Source organism: Bradyrhizobium sp. 14AA, assembly GCF_054185205.1.
This window is the reverse complement of record NZ_JAVAYM010000046.1, coordinates 1-20734: the sequence shown is the minus strand read 5'-3', so window position 1 is coordinate 20734 and position 20734 is coordinate 1. Positions and strand designations below refer to the sequence as shown.

At 64.9% G+C, this 20734-nt stretch carries 18 protein-coding genes; 15 read left to right on the top strand and 3 right to left on the bottom strand.

What is annotated here, in order from left to right; all coding sequences use genetic code 11:
- Positions 1–131 precede the first annotated feature (131 nt).
- Together boxC and boxB are read left to right on the top strand one after the other, a co-directional pair.
- Positions 132–1820, top strand: coding sequence for a 2,3-epoxybenzoyl-CoA dihydrolase (gene boxC / locus RAD15_RS41680; protein WP_458184513.1), 1689 nt, complete (start codon positions 132–134; stop codon positions 1818–1820).
- Positions 1821–1969: 149 nt separating this feature from the next.
- Entirely contained in the window at positions 1970–3421 is a 1452-nt protein-coding gene (boxB, locus tag RAD15_RS41675) for a benzoyl-CoA 2,3-epoxidase subunit BoxB (protein ID WP_458184512.1), read from the top strand.
- A gap of 178 nt (positions 3422–3599) precedes the next feature.
- Here the strand turns inward: boxB and RAD15_RS41670 are convergent, their stop codons facing one another.
- Together RAD15_RS41670 and RAD15_RS41665 are read right to left on the bottom strand one after the other, a co-directional pair.
- Positions 3600–4400: an SDR family oxidoreductase gene (locus RAD15_RS41670; RefSeq protein WP_458184511.1), complete on the bottom strand. Its 801-nt coding sequence runs from the start codon at positions 4398–4400 to the stop codon at positions 3600–3602.
- Between the two features lie 255 nt (positions 4401–4655).
- Positions 4656–5714 carry a polysaccharide deacetylase family protein gene (locus RAD15_RS41665; protein WP_458184510.1) on the bottom strand — a complete coding sequence of 353 codons (1059 nt, stop codon included), beginning with the start codon at positions 5712–5714 and terminating at the stop codon, positions 4656–4658.
- 167 nt (positions 5715–5881) lie between these two features.
- Between RAD15_RS41665 and RAD15_RS41660 the strand changes: the two genes are divergently transcribed.
- The 10 genes from RAD15_RS41660 to phoB all read left to right on the top strand — a co-directional run bounded on the left by RAD15_RS41660 (position 5882) and on the right by phoB (position 15830).
- Complete coding sequence (locus tag RAD15_RS41660; protein WP_458184509.1) at positions 5882–7276, top strand: OmpA family protein; 1395 nt, start codon at positions 5882–5884, stop codon at positions 7274–7276.
- Positions 7277–7278: 2 nt separating this feature from the next.
- Positions 7279–7575 carry a hypothetical protein gene (locus tag RAD15_RS41655; protein ID WP_458184508.1) on the top strand — a complete coding sequence of 99 codons (297 nt, stop codon included), beginning with the start codon at positions 7279–7281 and terminating at the stop codon, positions 7573–7575.
- Between the two features lie 425 nt (positions 7576–8000).
- Complete coding sequence (locus RAD15_RS41650; RefSeq protein WP_458184507.1) at positions 8001–9056, top strand: lysylphosphatidylglycerol synthase domain-containing protein; 1056 nt, start codon at positions 8001–8003, stop codon at positions 9054–9056.
- 35 nt (positions 9057–9091) lie between these two features.
- Positions 9092–10390 carry an ATP-binding protein gene (locus tag RAD15_RS41645; RefSeq protein WP_458184506.1) on the top strand — a complete coding sequence of 433 codons (1299 nt, stop codon included), beginning with the start codon at positions 9092–9094 and terminating at the stop codon, positions 10388–10390.
- Between the two features lie 144 nt (positions 10391–10534).
- Positions 10535–11548, top strand: coding sequence for a phosphate ABC transporter substrate-binding protein PstS (gene pstS / locus RAD15_RS41640; RefSeq protein WP_458184505.1), 1014 nt, complete (start codon positions 10535–10537; stop codon positions 11546–11548).
- 177 nt (positions 11549–11725) lie between these two features.
- The gene (pstC, locus tag RAD15_RS41635; RefSeq protein WP_458184526.1) at positions 11726–12715 is read left to right on the top strand and encodes a phosphate ABC transporter permease subunit PstC; all 990 of its coding nucleotides are present in this window, start codon (positions 11726–11728) and stop codon (positions 12713–12715) included.
- Between the two features lies 1 nt (position 12716).
- Positions 12717–13562: a phosphate ABC transporter permease PstA gene (gene pstA / locus RAD15_RS41630; protein ID WP_458184504.1), complete on the top strand. Its 846-nt coding sequence runs from the start codon at positions 12717–12719 to the stop codon at positions 13560–13562.
- Positions 13559–14380, top strand: coding sequence for a phosphate ABC transporter ATP-binding protein PstB (gene pstB, locus RAD15_RS41625; RefSeq protein ID WP_458184503.1), 822 nt, complete (start codon positions 13559–13561; stop codon positions 14378–14380). Before pstA ends, pstB begins: the two co-directional genes overlap by 4 nt.
- An 11-nt stretch (positions 14381–14391) precedes the next feature.
- The gene (gene phoU / locus RAD15_RS41620) at positions 14392–15108 is read left to right on the top strand and encodes a phosphate signaling complex protein PhoU (protein ID WP_458184502.1); all 717 of its coding nucleotides are present in this window, start codon (positions 14392–14394) and stop codon (positions 15106–15108) included.
- A 14-nt stretch (positions 15109–15122) separates the two neighbouring features.
- The gene (gene phoB, locus RAD15_RS41615) at positions 15123–15830 is read left to right on the top strand and encodes a phosphate regulon transcriptional regulator PhoB (RefSeq protein ID WP_458184501.1); all 708 of its coding nucleotides are present in this window, start codon (positions 15123–15125) and stop codon (positions 15828–15830) included.
- A gap of 301 nt (positions 15831–16131) precedes the next feature.
- Here the strand turns inward: phoB and RAD15_RS41610 are convergent, their stop codons facing one another.
- Positions 16132–16644, bottom strand: a complete 513-nt coding sequence (locus RAD15_RS41610; protein ID WP_456619597.1) for a GcrA family cell cycle regulator — start codon at positions 16642–16644, stop codon at positions 16132–16134.
- A 465-nt stretch (positions 16645–17109) separates the two neighbouring features.
- Between RAD15_RS41610 and RAD15_RS41605 the strand changes: the two genes are divergently transcribed.
- From RAD15_RS41605 to RAD15_RS41595, 3 genes are all read left to right on the top strand, one after another.
- Entirely contained in the window at positions 17110–18318 is a 1209-nt protein-coding gene (locus RAD15_RS41605) for an acetylornithine transaminase (RefSeq protein WP_458184500.1), read from the top strand.
- On the top strand, positions 18318–19241 hold the full coding sequence (argF, locus tag RAD15_RS41600; RefSeq protein ID WP_458184499.1) for an ornithine carbamoyltransferase: 924 nt from the start codon (positions 18318–18320) through the stop codon (positions 19239–19241). The genes RAD15_RS41605 and argF overlap by 1 nt, the downstream gene beginning before the upstream one ends.
- Positions 19242–19523: 282 nt before the next feature.
- The gene (locus RAD15_RS41595; protein WP_458184498.1) at positions 19524–20543 is read left to right on the top strand and encodes an Hsp33 family molecular chaperone; all 1020 of its coding nucleotides are present in this window, start codon (positions 19524–19526) and stop codon (positions 20541–20543) included.
- Positions 20544–20734: the final 191 nt, after the last annotated feature.

Sequence of the window (20734 nt, the reverse complement as noted above, 5' to 3'; positions counted from 1 at the left end):
TTGCTTTGTCATCGTTATAATGTGCAACAAAGTGCATGCATTGACCGTTAAGGACTAGACTCGCTCCAAAAGATGCACTATTGTGCATCTAACGGTTAAAACCGAAGCTCATAATCAAGCAAGGGTGGCCCATGGCCGGGGAAGATCGGCGCCTCGCAGGCGGCGCGACATTCATCGATTTCCAGACCGAACCGTCCCGCTACAAGCACTGGAAGCTCGCGGTCGATGGCGACGTCGCGACGCTGACCATGGACGTCGACGAGAACGGCGGCCTGTTCGAGGGCTATCTGCTCAAGCTCAATTCCTACGATCTCGGCGTCGACATCGAGCTGGCCGACGTGGTCCAGCGCCTGCGCTTCGAGCACCCAGAAGTGAAGGTCGTGCTGATGCGCTCGGCCAAGAACCGCGTGTTCTGTGCCGGCGCCAACATCCGCATGCTCGCGGGCTCCACGCATGCCCACAAGGTGAACTTCTGCAAGTTCACCAACGAGACCCGCAACGGCATGGAAGATTCCTCGGAGAATTCCGGCCAGCGTTTCATCACCGTCGTGAACGGCTCCGCCGCCGGCGGTGGCTACGAGCTGGCGCTCGCAACCGATCACATCATCCTCGCCGATGATGGCGCGTCTGCCGTCGCGCTGCCCGAAGTGCCGCTGCTCGCGGTGCTGCCGGGCACCGGCGGTCTCACGCGCGTTGTCGACAAGCGCAAGGTGCGCCGCGACCATGCCGATTTCTTCTGCACCATCGAGGAAGGCGTGAAGGGCAAGCGCGCGGTGCAGTGGCGCCTCGTCGACGAGATCGCGCCGAACTCGAAGCTTGAGGCCAGGATTGCCGAGCGCGCCAAGGAATTTGCGGCGGCTTCGAAGCGCAAGGGCAGCGGCAAGGGCATCGCGCTGACACAGCTCAAGCGCGTGATCGACGAGACCAGCATCCGCTACGGCTTCGTCACGGTCGATATCGATCGCACGGCCCGCATCGCCACCATCTCGATCAAGGCACCTGAGGCAGCGCCGCCCGCCGACATCGACGGCATGATGGCGCAGGGCGCCGCGTTCTGGCCGCTCCAGGTCGCGCGCGAAATCGATGACGCCATCCTGCACTTGCGCATCAACGAGCTCGAGATCGCCATGCTGGTGTTCAAGAGCCATGGCGACCGCGCCCATGTGCTCGCTTCCGACGCCTTCCTCGAAGCCAACAAGGCGCATTGGCTGGTCAATGAAATCCGCCACTATTGGAAGCGCGTGCTGAAGCGCATCGACGTCACCTCGCGTACGCTGGTGACGCTGGTCGAGCCCGGCTCCTGCTTCGCCGGCACGCTTGCCGAGCTCGTCTTCGCCGCCGACCGCTCCTACATGCTGATCGGCACCCGACAGGGCGACAACCGCCCGCCGCCGTCGATCGAACTGTCGGCGATGAATTTCGGCCCGTATCCGATGAGCCATGGCCTGACGCGGCTGGAATCGCGCTTCCAGGCCGACCCGTCCGATGTCGAGCGCGCGGAGGCCACCCTCGGCACCGCGCTCGACGCCGAGCAGGCGGAAGAGCTCGGCCTCGTCACCTTCGCGCTCGACGACATCGATTGGGACGACGAGGTTCGCGTATTCCTGGAAGAACGCGCCAGCTTCTCGCCCGACAGCCTCACCGGCATGGAGGCGAGCCTGCGCTTCGTCGGTCCCGAGACCATGGAATCAAAAATCTTCGCGCGCCTGACCGCCTGGCAGAACTGGATCTTCCAGCGCCCCAACGCCGTTGGCGAGGAAGGCGCACTGCGCCGCTACGGCAGCGGCCAGAAGCCGAAGTTCGATATGACGCGGGTGTAACGATTTTCGTGTCCCGGGCGCGGCGCAGCACGAAGTGATGCGACGCTGAACCGGGACCCAGACGGACCAGACAATAGGTCCCGGCTCAGCAGTGCAGCACTTCGCGCCGCACTGCGTCCGGGACACGGGACAGACCAAGGAGCACGGCCATGAACATGAACATCATGAACGTCGACTACTCGACCAAGATTCCCAACAACGTGAATCTCGCCGAAGACCGCCAGGTGCTCAAGGCGCTGGAAGGATGGCATCCCGGCTACATGGACTGGTGGAGCGACATGGGCCCCGAGGGTTTCCAGGAGTCGCTGGTCTATTTGCGCACCGCCTATTCGGTCGACCCGCGCGGCTGGGCCAAGTTCGACTACGTCCGCATGCCCGACTATCGCTGGGGCATTCTGCTGGCGCCGCAGGAAGAGAACCGCGTGGTGCCGTTCGGCGAGCATTTTGGCGAGCCGGCCTGGCAGGAAGTCCCCGGCGAATATCGCGCCATGCTGCGCCGCCTGATCGTGATCCAGGGCGACACCGAGCCCGCCTCCGTCGAGCAGCAGCGCCATCTCGGCAAGACCGCGCCCTCGCTCTACGACATGCGCAACCTGTTCCAGGTCAATGTCGAGGAAGGCCGCCACCTCTGGGCGATGGTCTACCTGCTGCAGAAATACTTTGGTCGCGATGGACGTGAAGAAGCCGACGATTTGCTGCGCCGCCGCTCCGGCGATGCCGATGCGCCGCGCATGCTCGGGGCCTTCAACGAGGCGACGCCGGACTGGCTGTCCTTCTTCATGTTCACCTATTTCACCGACCGCGACGGCAAGATGCAGCTGCACTCGCTGGCGCAGTCGGGCTTCGATCCGCTGTCGCGCACCTGCCGCTTCATGCTGACCGAGGAAGCGCACCACATGTTCGTCGGCGAGACCGGCATCACCCGCGTCGTGCAGCGCACCTGCGATGCGATGCGCGAAGCCGGCATCACCGATCCCACCGATATCGCGAAGGTCCGTGCGCTCGGGGTGATCGACTTGCCGACCATCCAGAAGAAGCTGAACCTGCACTACACGCTGTCGCTTGATCTCTTTGGCTCCGAAGTCTCGACCAACGCGGCCAATGCCTTCAACACCGGCATCAAGGGCCGCTATCACGAGACCCAGATCGACGACGATCACCAGCTCAAGAACGCGACTTATCCGGTGCTCAAGTTCATCGACGGCGAGATCAAGCTGGTCGACGAGCCGGCATTGACCGCGCTCAACATGCGCCTGCGCGACGATTACAGCCAGGATTGCGTCAAGGGCATGCTGCGCTGGAACAAGGTGATCTCGACCGCGGGCTATCCATTTCAGCTCAAGCTGCCGAACGTCGCCTTCCATCGCCACATCGGCGAGTTCAAGGACGTCCATGCCACGCCCGACGGCATTTTGATCGACGACGCCACCTGGGCGAAGCGCAAGGACGAGTGGCTGCCCTCGACGGCCGACGGCGACTTCATCTCCTCCCTGATGCAGCCCGTCACCGAGACCGGCAAGTTCGCGTCGTGGATCTCGCCGCCGAAAGTCGGCATCGACAACAAGCCCGGCGATTTCGAGTACGTGAAGATCGAGTCGTAGGCGTTAGGGTCTGATGCTCTTGCCGTACTGAAAACTGTCATCACCCGCGAAGGCGGGTGATCCAGTATTCCAGAGGCGGTCGTTGTCAAACCGAGAGGCCGCGGCGTACTGGATGCCTCGCCTTCGCGGGGCATGACGGCGGTGTGTGAGGCGCGGTCTCTGTACCGCGGCCACCGGCCTACCCCGCAATCTCCAGTCCGGCATTCGCGTACACCACGCCGCCGTCGACGGCGATGGTGTTGCCGACGACGTAATCACCTGCCCGCGAGGCGAGATAGATCGCCACGCCTGCCATGTCCTCATCGGTCCCGATCCGCCGCGCCGGAATGCGCTTTGCGACCTCGTCCGAATGATCGCGCGCGGCGCGGTTCATGTCGGATTTGAATGCGCCCGGCGCGATCGCGGTGACGTTGACGTTGTCCTTGACCAGCCGCGTCGCCATCCGCCGCGTCAGATGAATCACGGCGGCCTTGCTGGCAGCATAGGAATAGGTCTCGCTCGGATTGACGAAGATGCCGTCGACCGAGGCGATGTTGATGACCTTGGCGGGCCGCTCCGCGCTTGCTGCCGCGCGCAGCGGCGCGGCGAGCGCCTTGGTCAGGAAGAACAGCGACTTGACGTTGAGGTCCATCACCTTGTCCCAGCCGCTTTCGGGGAATTCGTCGAAGTCCGCGCCCCAGGCCGCTCCCGCATTGTTGACGAGGATGTCGAGCTTCGGCTCCAGCTTGATGAGTTCGCCCGCGAGCTTGTCGCAGCCTTCGACGGTGGAGATGTCGATCGGCAGCGCGATGCACTGGCCGCCATATTGCGCGGTGAGCTCGTTCGCGGTCGCCTCGCACGGCCCTGCCTTGCGCGCGGTGATGTAGACCTTCGCCGCGCCGGCGCTGAGGAATCCCGCCGCAATCATCTTGCCGATGCCGCGCGAGCCACCGGTCACGAGCGCGACGCGGCCTTTAAGCGAAAACAGATCGTTGAACATGGTGCCTCCCTGAGTTTGGGCGATGTTTTGGGCGGGGAGGGAAGGGGAGTCAAGGAATGCGCTGAGGATATGCGAGTGTGGTGTGACAGCAGTCCCAATAACTCGGTGTCGTCCCGGCCTAGTGCGCAATTGCGCACGGGGGGCCGGGACCCATAACCACAGGGCACAGTTTGACGAAGACTCGTCGTTCGATATGTCTACTGGTCGCAACGACTGATCACGCGGTATGGGTCCCGGCCTTCGTCGGGACGACAGTTAAGCCGCAGCGATCCGGCGAAAGCCGTTCCACATCGCGGTCGCGGCGCCCGAGGTCAGCACCGGCAGGATGCGCGTGTCCTGGTAGTTGCCGTTGAGCGAGACGCGCGGCAAGGCTGTCATGTGGCCGGCGTTCTCGGCGAAGAGCATGCCGGGCCGCGTCGTCACCGCGGTCTTGAAGCCGGCGGATGCGGCAAGGGCGAATTCGCGATCGCCCGCCGCTTCGCGGTCGCCATAGGGATAGGCGAAGTGCTGCACGGTGCGGCCGAGCGCCTGCTCGATCCGCGCGCGGCTCACCGCCATCTCCTGCGCGGCGATCTCTTCGCTCTGCTTGGCGAGGTTGCAATGGCTGATGCTGTGCGCGCCGATCGTGACCAGCGGATCGGCGGCAAATGTCTTCACCTCGTTCCAGGACAAGCAGAGGCTTCGGCACAGCGCTTCCATGTCGACGCCGTACCTCGTGCACAGCGCCTCGATCTCGCGCTTGAGATCGTGATCGCCGGGGAGTGCGCGCAGCCAGTCGTGCAGGCGGTCGAACGCCGCCTGCTTGGCGGCCGGCGTCGTCGCATCGAGCCGTAGCGCGGCATTGCCGACCTGCACCTCGATCTGCTCGGCCTTGGCGATCACCGCCTCCAGCGCGGTCCACCACAGCCGTCCGGTGCCCTCGGCGAAATCGCTGGCGACATAGACCGCCAGCGGCGCGTCAAATTCGCGCAGCACCGGCAGTGCAAAATCCAGATTGTCGCGATAGCCGTCGTCGAGGGTGAAGGCGGCGAAGCGGCGGTCGAACCGGCCCTGCACCAGCCGCTCATGCAGCTCGTCCATGCCGACGATGTCGATCTCGCGCGAGCGCAGATGGCTCAGGGTCGCGCGCAGGAATTCCGGGGTGACCTCGAGGTGCCGGTTCGGCTGGAATGCGCCCTCGCGGGCCGGCCGCACGTGGTGCAGCATGAAAATGGCCCCGACGCCCGACAGCAGCGGACGCAGCAAATGGTGCGCTCCACTGAAATAGAGCGCGCCCAGCCCGGCGCGGATGACGTTGTTGCGCAGTTGTTTCATTGCAGGCTGGCGGACCCCCGGGCATTCCGTTCCCAGCTTACGGAAGGACCCTTGAAGAAAAAGTTATTCCAATTGTCCACGCAAAGGCCTTGGGAGGGCCGCCATTTCCGGTTTGACAGCCCGCCAAGGGTTTGTTTTGTCTCCGGTTCCAGAGTTCGGGTCGTCGAATGCAGAAGCTTTTCAGGTGGGCCAGCAAATGGTGGCCGGGGCTGATCCCCCTGGCCGTCATGTGGGGATTTGCGGCCTGGAATAATACCTTGCCGGTCGAGGCGGACCTGTCCGCCCGGAGCTCGGCGGCGCTGAAGGATACCGTTCTGGACAAGACCCGGATCGCGGTGGACGGCCGCGACGTCAGCCTGGCGGCGGAGGCCTTTTCCGAGGAGGGGCGCCGCGACGCCGTAGCGGCGGTCGAGACTGTCCCCGGCGTGCGCCTGGTCGACGACCGGACCCGCCTTGTTCCCGAGGCAAAACCCTTCGTCTGGAATGCCGAGCGCGACGTGGTGCGGGTGACGCTGTCAGGCAGCGCGCCCTTGCCGTCGATGAAGGGCCGCCTGACCGAAGCGGCCCGCAAGGAGGTCGGCGGGGTCGAGGTCGCCGATCAGATGGGGCTGGCGCGCGGCGCGCCGCCGCGGTTCGAGGCGGCTGCGATGCTGCTGCTCGACCAGATCGGCAAGCTCAAGGACGGCAAGATCACGATAACGGACACCAAGGTCAATCTGTCGGGCATGGCGCGCGAGCTCGGCGGCCGCGAGGCGATCGCTGCCGCGCTCAAGAACCTGCCCGAGGGCTTTACGATCGCCGCCAACGACGTCAAGGCGCCGCCCTACGTCTTCCAGGCCTACAAGGATCCGGTGGCGGCGACGGTGACGCTGACCGGCTATGTTCCCGACAACAACGTCCACGCGGCGATCGCCACCAGCGCGTCGCGGAAATTCTTCAACGAAAAGGTCGTCGACAATCTCAAGGCCAGTATCGGCGCACCCGGCTCCTTCAACCCTGCCGTGGTCGCGGCGCTCGGCGCGCTGTCGCGACTGTCGACAGGCACGCTGGTCGTGTCCGACCGCGAGGTGAAGCTGTCTGGCGATGCACTCTATGAAGGTGCCGCCAACGACATCCGCGCAGGCCTGGGCAAGGACTTTCCGAAAAACTGGCAGTACAACCCGGAAATCACGGTGAAGCCCGCGGCAGGCCCCGTCGACGGCAGCGTGTGCCAGCAACTGTTCTCGGAACTCCTGACCAAGGGCAAGATCCGCTTCGCAACCAAGCGCGCCGACATCGATCCGGATTCCGCCGGCATTCTCGATCATCTCATCGAGACGGCGCTGCGCTGCCCCACCACCAATATCGAGGTCGCCGGGCATACCGATGCCGACGGTGAGGATGCCTTCAACCAGGCCCTCTCGGAGAAGCGCGCACAGGCGGTGATCGATTATCTGGTCAAGGCCGGCTTGCCCGCCAGCCGCTTCACCGCGGTCGGCCATGGCAGCACGCAGCCCGTCGCCGGCAACGACACCGATGACGGCAAGGCGCAGAACCGCCGCATCGAATTTCTGGTGAGGTGACGATGCCCTATCTCGTCTCGTTCCATCTGGGCTGGCTGATCGGCTCCCTGCTGCTCGGCTTTTGCATGGGCTGGATCTCGGTGGTCCAGCGCGGCAACGGCACCTCCAGGGTGGCCGCGCGCTGGCTCGCGCTGCTGGCCGCCGCCCTGGTCGGGGCCTCGTTCGCCCATGTCGTCCCCGGCCGCTTCGGCTACTGGCTCGATCTCGGCCTGATCATGTTCGCCTGCTATCTGGTCGGCTGCACCATCGGCGCCTGGCTGCGCGACCGGGTGGTCGCGCGCAGCATGCCGGCGGCCTGATCTTCGGCCCCAAGGGGGAGGCAGGCGCCTGTCGGGCGCGCAACAAGACCCCCGGTGTCGCCCCCTCTTTCAACAGGCGGCCGCGGCCCATAGATTGACGTCGGCTTAAGCCGTGAAGGAACATTGTGCGGCCGAAATCATCAAAACTTCATGGCGCCTGCGCAGGATTGCCATGGAGATTCGCCCCGGGGCCGTGCCGCCGGAAGCGCCAAACCGTGCATCAGGAGCCCGCAACCCTGCCTAAAATATTGAAGGCACGAGTTTTTGTTCGAATTGCCGAATTCCACTCGGCCCGAAAACGCGCTAGTGGAAGGGCAGGGGGCATGCGCGATGCCGGAGCCGGCGGCGAGGGTTCGTTGAGTGCCTGTGCGTCGTCTGCCTGTTCGCCGGCCACCCTGGCCGCTGAAGCGTTGTTCGAGGTCTAGATGCTGGAAGCCATACGCAGGGCGATGTCGTTTCTGCGCCAGAAGCAAATCCTGCATAAGCTGGGAGTTGTGATCAGCGTCGCGGTCATCGGCATCGCTTGCTATGTGCTCTACCACATGCTGCGCGGCATCGACGTCAACGAGGTGATCGAAGCGATCAAGAGCACCGAGCCGAGCCAGATTGCGATGGCCGCGCTGTTCGTGGCCGCGGGCTATTTCACCCTGACCTTCTACGATCTTTTTGCGGTGCGCGCGATTGGCCATGCCCATGTGCCCTATCGCATCAATGCGCTCGCGGCCTTCACCAGCTATTCGATCGGCCACAATGTCGGCGCCAGCGTCTTCACCGGCGGCGCGGTGCGCTACCGCATCTATTCGGCCTATGGGCTGAACGCGATCGACGTCGCCAAGATCTGCTTCCTCGCCGGCCTGACCTTCTGGCTCGGCAATGCCGCCGTGCTCGGCCTCGGCATCTCCTATCATCCGGAGGCGGCGGCCTCGATCGACCAGCTGCCGCCCTGGCTGAACCGGGCGCTGGCGATGATGATCATCGCGGGGCTGGTCGCTTATGTGGTCTGGGTCTGGACCCAGCCGCGCGTGGTCGGCCGCGGACCCTGGACGGTGGTGCTGCCGGGCGGCCCGCTGACCTTGCTCCAGATCGGCATCGGCATCCTCGATCTCGGCTTCTGCGCGCTCGCGATGTACGTGCTGGTCCCGGACGAGCCCAATCTCGGCTTCGTGGTGGTCGCGGTGATCTTCGTCTCGGCCACCCTGCTCGGCTTTGCCAGCCATTCGCCCGGGGGCCTGGGGGTGTTCGACGCCGCCATGCTGGTCGGCCTCTGGCAGATGGACCGGGAGGAGCTTCTCGGCGGCATGCTGCTGTTCCGCGTCCTCTATTATCTGTCCCCCTTCGTCATATCTGTAATCTTGCTGACGTTTCGCGAAGTTATAATCGGCGCACGATCGAAGCGCCTGCAGCAGGCAGCGCTCAAGCTCGACCCCGGTCCGGCGCCTGAAGCCGCCTATGTGAGAGAGCGCAGCGACAGCGGCGCCTGACCGGCGCAAAAGCCCCTTAGGAGAAGCCCGCCCCGATGGCGATCGACGCTCCATCGTCTTCCTCCGCCCAGCCCTGGTCCGACCGGCTGCGGCACTCGACGATCATCCTGATCGCCGCGGCGCTGGCGCTGTCGATCGTGGTCTCGCTCGGCGAATTGTCGGCGCTGCACGCCGCGATCGTGTTCCTCTGTATCTCAGCCGCGGCGCTGATTCCGTGGCGTCTGCACGATCCCGCGGCCTCGCGCGACGACGCCAGGCGCATCAACCCGGTTGAGAGCGCGGCGGTGGCGGCGGTCGTCGCCGGCATGCCGGATCCGGCCGTCCTGCTCGACCGTGCCGGCCGGGTCATCCATCTCAATGCCGCCGCCGCCCAGCTCGCGCCTGCGTTGCGCCGCAACGAGCTCGCCCAGTTCGCGCTGCGTTCGCCGGAGATCATCACGGCGCTGCGCGAGTCGATCGCGACCACGGAGCCGCGCCGCGCGAGTTATCTCGATCATGTCCCGGTCGATCGCTGGATGGAGCTCACGATCACGCCGGTACCGGTGCCGACCAGCTTCGGCGGCGCCGACAAATGCATGCTGATGACCTTCCACGACCAGACGCCGCTGCGCCGGGTCGAGGAGATGCGCGCCGACTTCGTCGCCAATGCCAGCCACGAACTGCGCACGCCGCTCGCCGCGCTATCCGGCTTCATCGACACGCTGCAGGGCCAGGCCAAGGACGATCCGAAGGCGCGCGAGCGCTTCCTCGGCATCATGCACAACCAGGCCACCCGCATGGCGCGCCTGATCGACGATCTGCTCTCGCTGTCACGGGTCGAGCTGTCGGCCCATGTGCGGCCGGACACCCTGGTCGACCTCTTGCCGATCATCTTCCAGGTCGCCGATGGGCTCGAGCCGCTGGCGCGGGAACGCCAGGTCGAGGTCGAGACCCATCTGCCTGATACGCCGGTGATGATCGCGGGCGACCGCGAGGAGCTGCTCCGCCTGTTCGAAAACCTGATCGAGAACGCGCTCAAATACGGTGCTTCGGGTGGTCGCGTCATCGTGTCGCTGACATCGAGCCCGGCCACTGATGGAACTCAGGAAATCCGGGTCATGGTCCGGGATTTCGGCCCCGGCATCGCGCCCGAGCACCTGCCGCGGCTGACCGAGCGCTTCTACCGGGTCGATGTCGGCGACAGCCGCTCGCAGGGCGGCACGGGGCTCGGATTATCGCTGGTGAAACATATTCTTAACCGCCATCGCGGCCGGCTTTTGATCGAAAGCGTGCCCAAGCAGGGCGCCACTTTTACCGCCTGTTTTCCCCAGGCGAAGACCCCGACATCGACCTGATCTTCGAGCGATTTCAATCGCTTGTGGGTGTCATCCAGCTGTCACGAAACCTTCGTAAAAGCACAGCCGACCGCTCCTAAAGGGGCGGCACGGGGAGCGCGATCGGGCGCGGATGGCGCTTCGCTCCCCTGTATGGAGACCAGCATGAATTTCCTCAAAACTATCGTCGCTGCTGGCTTGGTCGCCGCATCGGCGACGGCGGCCTTTGCTGCCGACATCACCGGTGCCGGTGCGACATTCCCGTTCCCGATCTATTCGAAGTGGGCTGATGCCTACAAAAAGGAGACCGGTAACGGTCTGAACTACCAGTCGATCGGCTCCGGCGGCGGCATCAAGCAGATCCAGGCCAAGACCGTGACCTTCGGCGCCAGCGACGCGCCGCTCAAGGCCGAGCAGCTCGAGAAGGACGGCCTCGTCCAGTGGCCGATGGTGATGGGCGCCATCGTCCCGGTCGTCAACATCGAGGGCGTGAAGCCCGGCGAGATGGTGTTCGACGGCGAGACCCTGGCCAGCATCTATCTCGGCAAGATCACCAAGTGGGACGACGCCGCGATCAAGAAGCTCAATCCGAACCTGAAGCTGCCGTCGGAGGCGATCACCGTGGTCCGCCGCTCGGACGGCTCGGGCACCACCTTCAACTTCACCAACTACCTCGCCAAGGCCAGCGCGGACTGGAAGAGCAAGGTCGGTGAGGGCACTGCGGTCGAGTGGCCGGTCGGCGTCGGCGCCAAGGGCAACGAAGGCGTGTCGGGCAACATCAGCCAGACCAAGAACTCGATCGGTTACGTCGAGTACGCCTATGCCAAGCAGAACAAGCTGACCTATACCGGCCTCGTCAACAAGGCCGGCAAGCCGGTGCAGCCGACGGTCGAAGCCTTCCAGGCGGCCGCCTCCAACGCCGACTGGGCCAAGGCTCCGGGCTACTACGTCATCCTGACCGACCAGCCCGGCGAGAAGTCCTGGCCGATCACCGCGGCGACCTTCATCCTCATGCACAAGGACGCCACCGACAAGGCGGCCTCGCAGGAAGCCATCAAGTTCTTCCGCTGGGCCTTCAAGAGCGGCGGCAAGGCGGCCGAAGAACTCGACTACATCCCGATGCCCGAAGGCGTCGTGACCCTGATCGAGAAGACCTGGGCTGCCGAGATCAAGAGCTAAGACGCTCTTCTCTCGTGTCCCGGACGCGGTGCGGCATGAAATGCCGCTCCGCAGAGCCGGGACCCACAAACGCTAGGCCCCGGATCAGCGTCGCACCGCTTCGCGCTGCACCGCATCCGGGGCACGAGACCAAAAACAAGCGTATATAAACGGGTACAGGGGATCGGCGTGGCTGAGATGGCTGTTCAGAGCGACGTAATCGACGACGCCGGACCGTATGATCGCGCAAAAGCCTTGAGCGCGTTCAAGCTCGGCGATCTCACCTTCTACTGGATCACGCGGCTCTCCGCGATCTCGGTGCTTCTCATCCTCGGCGGCATCATCCTGTCGCTGATCGTCGGGGCCTTCCCGGCGATGAAGGAATACGGCTTCGCCTTCCTGTGGACGCAGCGCTGGGCGCCGTCGGCGGATCCGCCCGTGCTCGGCGCGCTCGGGCCGATGTACGGCACGCTCGTCACCTCCTTCATCGCGATGCTGATCGCCATTCCGGTCGGTCTCGGCATTGCGATCTTCCTCACCGAGCTCTGCCCGCAATGGCTGCGCCGCCCGATCGGCATGGCGGTCGAGCTGCTCGCCGGCATTCCCTCGATCATTTACGGCATGTGGGGCTTCTTCGTGTTGGGTCCGTTCCTGGCCAACACCTTCCAGCCCTTCATGATCAAGATCTTCGACGGCGTCCCCGTGCTGGGCGCGATCTTCGCGGGGCCCCCGTCCTATCTCAGCCTGTTCAACGCCGCGCTGATCCTCGCCATCATGGTGCTGCCCTTCATCACCTCGATCTCGGTCGACGTGTTCAAGACGGTGCCGCCGGTGCTGAAGGAAGCCGCCTACGGCGTCGGCTGCACCACCTGGGAAGTCGTCCGCAGCGTGGTGATCCCCTACACCCGCGTCGGCATCATCGGCGGCGTCATGCTGGCGCTGGGCCGCGCGCTCGGCGAGACCATGGCGGTGACCTTCATCATCGGCAACTCGTTCCGCATCTCCTCGTCGATCTTCGCCCCGGGCACCACGATCTCGGCGGCGATCGCATCCGAGTTCGCCGAGAGTGACGGCCTGCACCAGTCCGGCCTGATCCTGCTCGGTCTCCTGCTCTTCGTGCTGACGTTCTTCGTGCTCGCAGGCGCGCGGCTGATGCTGCTGCGTCTCGAAAAGAAGGCGGGGAAGTAACATGAACCCGATTTACGCACGCCGCCGCCGCAAGGACATCGTGGTCCGCGGGCTCTGCATCGCCGCCGCCGCCTTCGGCGTCACCTGGCTGGCACTGATCCTGATCACGCTGCTCTACAACGGCCTGGCCGGCCTGAACCTGGAGCTCTTCGCCGCGGACACGCCGCCGCCGGGCTCGACCGAGGGTGGCCTGCGCAACGCCATCGTCGGCTCGCTGATCATGACGGTGATCGGCGTCGGCATCGGCGCGCCGCTCGGCCTGTTCGCCGGCACCTACCTCGCCGAGTACGGCCGCAACGACAAGCTGACCTCGGTGATCCGCTTCATCAACGACATCCTGCTCTCGGCGCCCTCGATCATCATCGGCCTGTTCATCTACGGCGCGGTGGTGGTGCCGATGCGCGGCTTCTCGGCGATCGCAGGCTCCCTCGCGCTCGCGGTCATCGTCATCCCGGTCGTACTGCGCACCACCGAGGACATGCTGCTGCTGGTGCCGAACGCGCTGCGCGAGGCGGCCTCGGCGCTCGGCCTGCCGCGTTCGCTGGTGATCAAGCGCATCGCCTACCGTGCCGCCCGGTCGGGTCTCATTACCGGCGTGCTGCTCGCCACCGCCCGCGTCGCCGGCGAGACCGCGCCGCTGCTCTTCACCGCGCTGTCGAACCAGTTCTTCAGCCTCGGCCTGAACAAGACGATGGCGAACCTGCCTGTGACCATCAACAATTTCGTCCAGAGCCCCTACGCCTACTGGAAGCAGCTCGCCTGGAGCGGCGCGCTGCTGATCACGATCACCGTGCTTGCCCTGAACATTGGCGCGCGCATCCTTGGCGCCGAGAGGACTGCAAAATGACCGACCTGTCCGTATCCGTGAGTTCGAACGCGCATCTGGCGTTGCAGCAGCCGCTGCCGGAAGCGCCCGCCAAGGTGACGGTGCGCAACCTCAACTTCTATTACGGCGAGCACCACGCGCTGAAGAACATCAACCTGACGCTCGGCGCCAACCGCGTCACCGCGTTCATCGGCCCGTCCGGCTGCGGCAAGTCCACCCTGCTGCGCATCTTCAACCGGATGTACGATCTCTATCCGGGCCAGCGCGTCACCGGCCAGCTGATGCTCGACCAGACCAACATCCTCGATCCCAGGCTGGACCTCAATTTGCTGCGCGCGCGCGTCGGCATGGTCTTCCAGAAGCCGACGCCGTTCCCGATGACGATCTACGAGAACATCGCCTTCGGCATCCGTCTCTACGAGAAGATCTCGAAGTCCGAGATGGACGACCGCGTCGAGAAGGCGCTGCGCGGCGGCGCGCTGTGGAACGAGGTCAAGGACAAGCTCAACGCCTCCGGCCTGTCGCTCTCCGGTGGCCAGCAGCAGCGCCTCTGCATTGCCCGCACCGTTGCGGTGCGGCCCGAGGTGATCCTGTTCGACGAGCCCTGCTCGGCGCTCGACCCGATCTCGACCGCCAAGGTCGAGGAGCTGATCCAGGAGCTGTCGGAGAACTACACGATCGCGATCGTCACCCACAACATGCAGCAGGCGGCGCGCGTCTCCGACAAGACCGCCTTCATGTATCTCGGCGAGCTGATCGAGTTCGACGACACCAGCAAGATCTTCACGTCGCCGACCGACCGGCGCACGCAGGATTACATCACCGGCCGGTTCGGCTGAGGAGACGGGACATGGGTTCTGAACATACCGCAAAGGCTTTCGACACCGACCTCCAGGAGCTCACCCGCCTGGTCGCCGAGATGGGCGGCATTGCCGAGCGCATGATCGTCGATTCCGTCGACGCGCTGATCCGCCGCGACGTCGCGCTCGGCCAGCGCGTCGTCACCACCGACGCCGAGCTCGATGCGCTGCAGAAGCGCATCGAGGAGCGCGCCGTGCTCACCATCGCCCGCCGCCAGCCGATGGCGGTCGATTTGCGCGAGATCGTCGGCGCCATGCGCGTTGCGACCGACCTCGAGCGGATCGGCGACCTCGCCAAGAACATGGGCAAGCGCGTCGCGGCGCTGGAGACGGACTTCCATCCGCTCAAGCTGTTCCGCGGCCTCGAGCACATGACCGATCTCGTGCAGCAGCAGGTCAAGTCGGTGCTGGACGCCTATGCCGCGCACGATCTGCCGGCGGCGATGGCGGTGTGGAAGGGCGACGAGGAAGTCGACGCCATCTGCACCTCGCTGTTCCGTGAGCTCCTCACCTACATGATGGAGGATCCGCGCAACATCTCGTTCTGCATTCATCTGATGTTCTGCGCCAAGAACATCGAGCGGATCGGCGACCACGCCACCAACATCGCCGAGACCGTGTTCTACATGATCGAGGGTCAGGCGATCACCGACAAGCGGCCGAAGGGCGACATGACGACCTTCGCCACGACGATTCCGAACACCTAAGGAGCGACGACACCATGGGCGCACGCATTATGGTGGTTGAGGACGAGGAAGCTCTCACCGAGCTTCTCCGCTACAACCTCGAAGGCGACGGCTATGACGTCGAGACGGTGATGCGCGGCGATGACGCCGACACTCGTCTCAAGGAGCACATCCCCGATCTGATCGTGCTGGACTGGATGCTGCCGGGGCTCTCCGGCATCGAGCTGTGCCGGCGGTTGCGGACCCGTCCCGAGACCAAGCAGCTCCCGATCATCATGCTCACCGCGCGCGGCGAGGAGAGCGAGCGGGTGCGCGGTCTTGCGACCGGCGCCGATGACTACATCGTCAAGCCATTCTCGGTGCCGGAGCTGCTGGCGCGCGTGAAGGGGCTCTTGCGGCGGGCCAGCCCCGAGCGGCTCGCCACCGTGCTCGCCTATGGCGACATCGAGCTCGACCGCGACAAGCGCCGCGTGGCGCGCTCGGGCCGGCCGATCGATCTCGGTCCGACCGAATATCGCCTCCTGGAGTTCTTCCTGGAACATCCCGGCCGCGTGTTCTCGCGCGAGCAGCTGCTCGACAGCGTCTGGGGCCGCGACATCTACATCGACGAGCGCACCGTCGACGTCCATATCGGCCGCCTGCGCAAGCTGCTCAATCTCGGCCGCGAGCAGGACCCGATCCGCACCGTCCGCGGCGCCGGCTACGCGCTGGATGATCGCTTTGCGAAGGCGGAGCAGGTGTGAGGGTTGGGACGCAGGCTTGAGTTTGGCCGCGGCCATAATCTCAGCCGTCGTCCCGGACAAGCGAAGCTGCAGGCAACGCGCAGCGTTGTCTGCAGCGAAGAGCAGATCCGGGACCCCTAACGACAGGGCGTGGTTGTTGTGCGAAAAAGGTAACTCCGAGTCCCCGTAACCACATCTGTCGTTGGCTATGGGTCCTGGATCTGCGCGCGCTTCAGGCGCGCTTGTCCGGGGCGACATCGGACGTCTTGAGCCGTCATCGTGTGACGGCTGCCGTCGTTGCAGTCAGCTAAATCCGTCTAACTCACCGCGGTCCCGGCTTCGCCGGTGCGCGGCGGCGATCTGCTGCCGGCTGGTAGGCGACGCGCGAGTGCTGGGCGCAATAGGGCAGGCCGGAGAGCGCCTTGCCGCCGCAGAAGAAGAAGTCTGGGCTCGAGGGATCGCCGACCGGCCAGTGGCAGGTCGCCTCGTTCAGCTCCAGCAGCGACAGCCGCTGGCTCATCGGCACCACGTTGTCGTAGGTGACCGGTTCGGCCTCCACCTCGACCTCGAAGGCCTGCGCCAGCGCGGTGTTGCCGCGCGAGATCGGACGGCTCACCCGCATCATGTGCTGCGCGGGACGCGCCTTGCGCGGCCGGGGCGCTGCCGATGAAGGGCTCTTGGCGCGGCCGGACAGGCCGAGCCTGTGCACCTTGCCGATCACGGCATTGCGGGTCACATTGCCGAGCTCAGCTGCGATCTGGCTGGCCGAAAGTCCGGCCTCCCAGAGCTTTTTAAGCTGTTCGACGCGATCGTCGGACCAGGTCAAAACCGTCATTGCACCCTTTCCCTCGCTGCGCGCCGCCATATCGGGGCCTTGCAGCGAATGCCTAAGCCTTGAAAAACCCGTGCCGCCAGAATCCCTTAAGGCTCGCCGGGTGCACGAAGTGCGCCCGAACGTTTACGCCGGTACATGAGGACTTAGAGATCAGAACCGCTGCACGAGATGTCGTATCTGACAGGGCAAACGCTACAATATGGCGTGACTCCCGCGCAAGAGTCCGCCGACTCGCTTCCACATGTTCCGTGGTGGAAACGCGCAAAATCGGCACCGCAAGACTACGGATTCAGCGTTTCCCGAGGCTTTCCAGTGGCATTGACACCCGCCTTGCCAGGCATAAGATAGTGTCACGTGCCGCCCTTAAAAGGCGGCACGTTTCGTTTTCCGGACCGGTCGATGGTGCGCTGCGCAAGGCAAACCAGGCTGGTCCCAACATCCAAATGCAACATCCAAGTGATCGTCATGACCAACAGCGCCGCGCCGCATCTGCTTCCCGTTTTCGCCAGGGCCGACCTCGGCTTCGAGCGCGGCGAAGGCTGCTGGCTCATCGCGACCAATGGTGATCGCTATCTCGATTTCACCTCCGGTGTCGCGGTGAACGCGCTCGGCCACGCCCATCCCGCGCTGGTCAAGGCGTTGCAGGAGCAGGCGACCAAGCTCTGGCACATGTCGAACCTGTTCCAGAGCCCGGATGGCGAGAAGCTCGCGAACCGGCTCTGCAATGAGAGCTTCGCGGACTTCGTGTTCTTCTGCAATTCCGGCGCCGAAGCGCTGGAGGGCGTGATCAAGCTGGTCCGCCATCACCACTTCTCCAAGGGGCATCCGGAGCGCTACCGCATGATCACCTTCGAGGGCGCCTTCCACGGCCGCACGCTGGCGACGTTGGCTGCAACGGGATCTGCAAAATATCTCGAAGGTTTCGGTCCGCCGATGGACGGCTTCGACCAGGTGCCGCATGGCGACATCGAGGCGGTGAAGAAGGCGATCGGTCCGCAGACCGCCGGCATTCTGATCGAGCCGATCCAGGGCGAGGGCGGCGTGCGGTCGGCGACGCCTTCTTTCCTGAGGGCGTTGCGCCAGCTCTGCGATGAGAAGGGCTTGCTGCTCGCGTTCGACGAGGTGCAGACCGGCATGGGCCGCACCGGCGATCTCTTCGCCCACAGGCGCACCGGCGTCATGCCTGACGTGATGTCGCTGGCCAAGGCACTGGGCGGCGGCTTCCCGATCGGCGCGGTGCTGGCGACTGCCGACGCGGCCGCTGGCATGGGGCCTGGCTCGCATGGCTCGACCTTCGGCGGCAATCCGCTGGCGATCGCGGCTGCGAACGCGGTGCTCGACGTCATGCTCAAGCCCGGCTTCTTCGACCACGTGCAGAAGATGTCGCTGCTGCTCAAGCAGAAGCTCGCCTCCGTGATCGACCGTCACCCCGATGTCGTCAGCGAAGTGCGCGGCGAGGGCCTCCTGATCGGCATCAAGGCCGTGGTGCCGTCGGGTGATCTGGTCGCGGCGCTGCGCAATGAAAAATTGCTCACGGTTGGCGCCGGCGACAATGTCGTGCGTTTCCTGCCGCCCTTGATCGTCACCGAAGCCGAGATCGAGGACAGCGTCGGGCGGCTCGAGCGCGCCTGCGCGGCAATCTCGTCCAGCCAGACCAAGCGGGCGGCAAGCTGATGAGCAAGTCCCCGAAGCACTTCCTCGACATCAACGAGCTGCCGCTGTCGGAGCTCAAGAGCATGCTCGCAGCCTCCTCCGCCATGAAGGCGAAGCAGAAGGCGCATCAGCCGGTCAGGCCACTCGAAGGCAAGACGCTGGCGATGATCTTCGAGCGCCCCTCGACGCGGACGCGCGTGTCGTTCGACGTCGCCATGCGCCAGCTCGGCGGCGAGCCCATCATGCTCACCGGCGCCGAGATGCAGCTCGGTCGCGGCGAGACCATCGCCGACACCGCGCGGGTGCTGTCGCGTTATGTCGACGCCATCATGATCCGCATCCTCAATCACGATGCCCTGCTGGAGCTTGCAGCGTATGCGACCGTGCCCGTCATCAACGGCCTGACGCGGCGCTCGCATCCCTGCCAGGTGATGGCCGACCTCATGACCTATGAGGAGCATCGCGGCCCGATCGAGGGCAAGACGGTGGCCTGGACCGGCGACGACAACAACGTGCTGGCGTCCTGGGCCCACGCCGCCGAGCGCTTCAAGTTCCAGCTCAATGTCGCCACCCCGCCGGAGCTCGCGCCGAAAAAGGCGATGCGCGACTTCATCAAGACGTCAGGCGCGTCGATCGTGCTCGGCACCGATCCGGAAGCCGCCGTGAAGGGCGCCGATTGCGTCGTCACCGACACCTGGGTGTCGATGGGCGACAAGGAGGGCGAGCATCGTCACAACGTGCTCAAGCCCTACCAGGTCAATGCGCAGCTGATGTCGCTGGCCAAGCCCGACGCGCTGTTCATGCACTGCCTGCCCGCCCATCGCGGCGAGGAGGTCACGGATGAAGTGATCGACGGCCCGCAATCGGTCGTGTTCGACGAGGCGGAAAACCGTCTGCATGCGCAGAAGGGCATTCTGGCCTGGTGCTTTGACGCGGTGAAGTAGCGCGGACGATGGAGCGGGTGGCTGCGCCACCCTCCGCTGTCGTCCCGGACAAGCGCGCCAAAAAGCGCGCGCTGATCCGGGATCCATAGCCACAGGACGTCGTGTGACGAGGGCTCGGAGTTGTCATCTCGCGCTATGATGTAATCCTGTGGTTATGGGTCCCGGATCTGCGCTTACGCTTGTCCGGGACGACATCGAGTTTGTGGTAACGCTGTGCAACCACAATCACGTCCGGAACACGCCCCCTTCCATTTCCGACCCTCCGACCCCAGATAGAGCGCCATGGTTTTCCAATCCCCAGACATGAAAACCGGGCCTGAAGGCCCGGTTCGCGCACCATCAGCGGTTCCCATCGATGACGCCGTGCTGCCCTACGAGGTCGACGCGCTCGACGTGCGCGGGCGCCTGGTGCGGCTCGGGCCCGCGCTCGACGAGATCCTGACCAAGCACGATTATCCGGCACCGGTCGGCAAGCTGCTCGGCGAGGCCATCGTGCTGACGACGCTGCTCGGCACGGCGCTGAAATTCGAGGGCCGTTTCATTCTCCAGGCCCAGACCGACGGTCCGGTGTCGTTCCTGGTCGTCGACTACATGGCGCCGGATCGCCTGCGCGCCTATGCGCGCTTCGACGCCGCGCGCCTCGGCGATGCCAAAGAATCTGGCATGAATTCCGGCACGCTGCTCGGTCGCGGCCATCTCGCCATGACCATCGACCAGGGCCCCGACATGAGCCGCTACCAGGGCCTTGTCGCGCTCGAGGGCGGCAGCCTGGAAGACGCCGCCCATGAATATTTCCTGCGCTCCGAGCAGATCCCGACGCGCGTGCGCCTCGCGGTCGGCGAGGAGTGGCGCTCGAACGACGGCGGCAAGCATCGCTGGCGCGCCGGTGGCATGCTGATGCAGTTCCTGCCGAAGGCGCCCGAGCGCGCGCGGCAGGCCGATCTGCATCCCGGCGATGCGCCTGATGGAGTCGAGGCGCACAGCGTCGCTGAAGATGACGCCTGGGTCGAGGCGCGTTCGCTGATCGAGACCGTCGAAGACGTCGAGCTGATCGATCCCGAACTCTCCGGCGAGCGGCTGCTCTACCGTCTCTTCCACGAGCGCGGCGTGCGCGTGTTCAATCCGATGGTCCTGAAGGCGCAATGCTCGTGCTCGCGCGATGCGGTCGCATCGATGCTGAAGAGCTTCTCATCCGACGACCGCGCCGCGATGGTCAAGGACGACAAGGTCGTCGTGACCTGCGAGTTCTGCTCGTCGGTGTATGACTTCACGCCGGACGAGGCGGGCGTGGAAGAGGCGTAGGGCCCGTATTCTCCGTCATTGCGAGCGCAGCGAAGCAATCCAGAATGCGACCCGCGGAAAGATACTGGATTGCTTCGCTGCGCTCGCAATGATGTTGTGGACGGCCCCACCTGAACGGCATCAAGTGCCAAAACGTGGTCGCCGGAGCGCCACAAAGAGGGGAGCCGTCCATGGCGAAGTTTATCAGAGCG

Bases quoted from the DNA above. Each gene is read 5' to 3' on its own strand.
- RAD15_RS41610 (WP_456619597.1), bottom strand. From the start codon at position 16,644: ATGACGGTTTTGACCTGGTCCGACGATCGCGTCGAACAGCTTAAAAAG.
- RAD15_RS41645 (WP_458184506.1), top strand. From the start codon at position 9,092: ATGGCGATCGACGCTCCATCGTCTTCCTCCGCCCAGCCCTGGTCCGAC.
- argF (WP_458184499.1), top strand. From the start codon at position 18,318: ATGAGCAAGTCCCCGAAGCACTTCCTCGACATCAACGAGCTGCCGCTG.
- boxC (WP_458184513.1), top strand. From the start codon at position 132: ATGGCCGGGGAAGATCGGCGCCTCGCAGGCGGCGCGACATTCATCGAT.
- RAD15_RS41660 (WP_458184509.1), top strand. From the start codon at position 5,882: ATGCAGAAGCTTTTCAGGTGGGCCAGCAAATGGTGGCCGGGGCTGATC.
- RAD15_RS41650 (WP_458184507.1), top strand. From the start codon at position 8,001: ATGCTGGAAGCCATACGCAGGGCGATGTCGTTTCTGCGCCAGAAGCAA.
- RAD15_RS41670 (WP_458184511.1), bottom strand. From the start codon at position 4,400: ATGTTCAACGATCTGTTTTCGCTTAAAGGCCGCGTCGCGCTCGTGACC.
- phoB (WP_458184501.1), top strand. From the start codon at position 15,123: ATGGGCGCACGCATTATGGTGGTTGAGGACGAGGAAGCTCTCACCGAG.
- phoU (WP_458184502.1), top strand. From the start codon at position 14,392: ATGGGTTCTGAACATACCGCAAAGGCTTTCGACACCGACCTCCAGGAG.
- pstC (WP_458184526.1), top strand. From the start codon at position 11,726: ATGGCTGTTCAGAGCGACGTAATCGACGACGCCGGACCGTATGATCGC.
- RAD15_RS41605 (WP_458184500.1), top strand. From the start codon at position 17,110: ATGACCAACAGCGCCGCGCCGCATCTGCTTCCCGTTTTCGCCAGGGCC.
- RAD15_RS41665 (WP_458184510.1), bottom strand. From the start codon at position 5,714: ATGAAACAACTGCGCAACAACGTCATCCGCGCCGGGCTGGGCGCGCTC.
- pstA (WP_458184504.1), top strand. From the start codon at position 12,717: ATGAACCCGATTTACGCACGCCGCCGCCGCAAGGACATCGTGGTCCGC.
- boxB (WP_458184512.1), top strand. From the start codon at position 1,970: ATGAACATGAACATCATGAACGTCGACTACTCGACCAAGATTCCCAAC.
- RAD15_RS41595 (WP_458184498.1), top strand. From the start codon at position 19,524: ATGGTTTTCCAATCCCCAGACATGAAAACCGGGCCTGAAGGCCCGGTT.
- pstB (WP_458184503.1), top strand. From the start codon at position 13,559: ATGACCGACCTGTCCGTATCCGTGAGTTCGAACGCGCATCTGGCGTTG.
- RAD15_RS41655 (WP_458184508.1), top strand. From the start codon at position 7,279: ATGCCCTATCTCGTCTCGTTCCATCTGGGCTGGCTGATCGGCTCCCTG.
- pstS (WP_458184505.1), top strand. From the start codon at position 10,535: ATGAATTTCCTCAAAACTATCGTCGCTGCTGGCTTGGTCGCCGCATCG.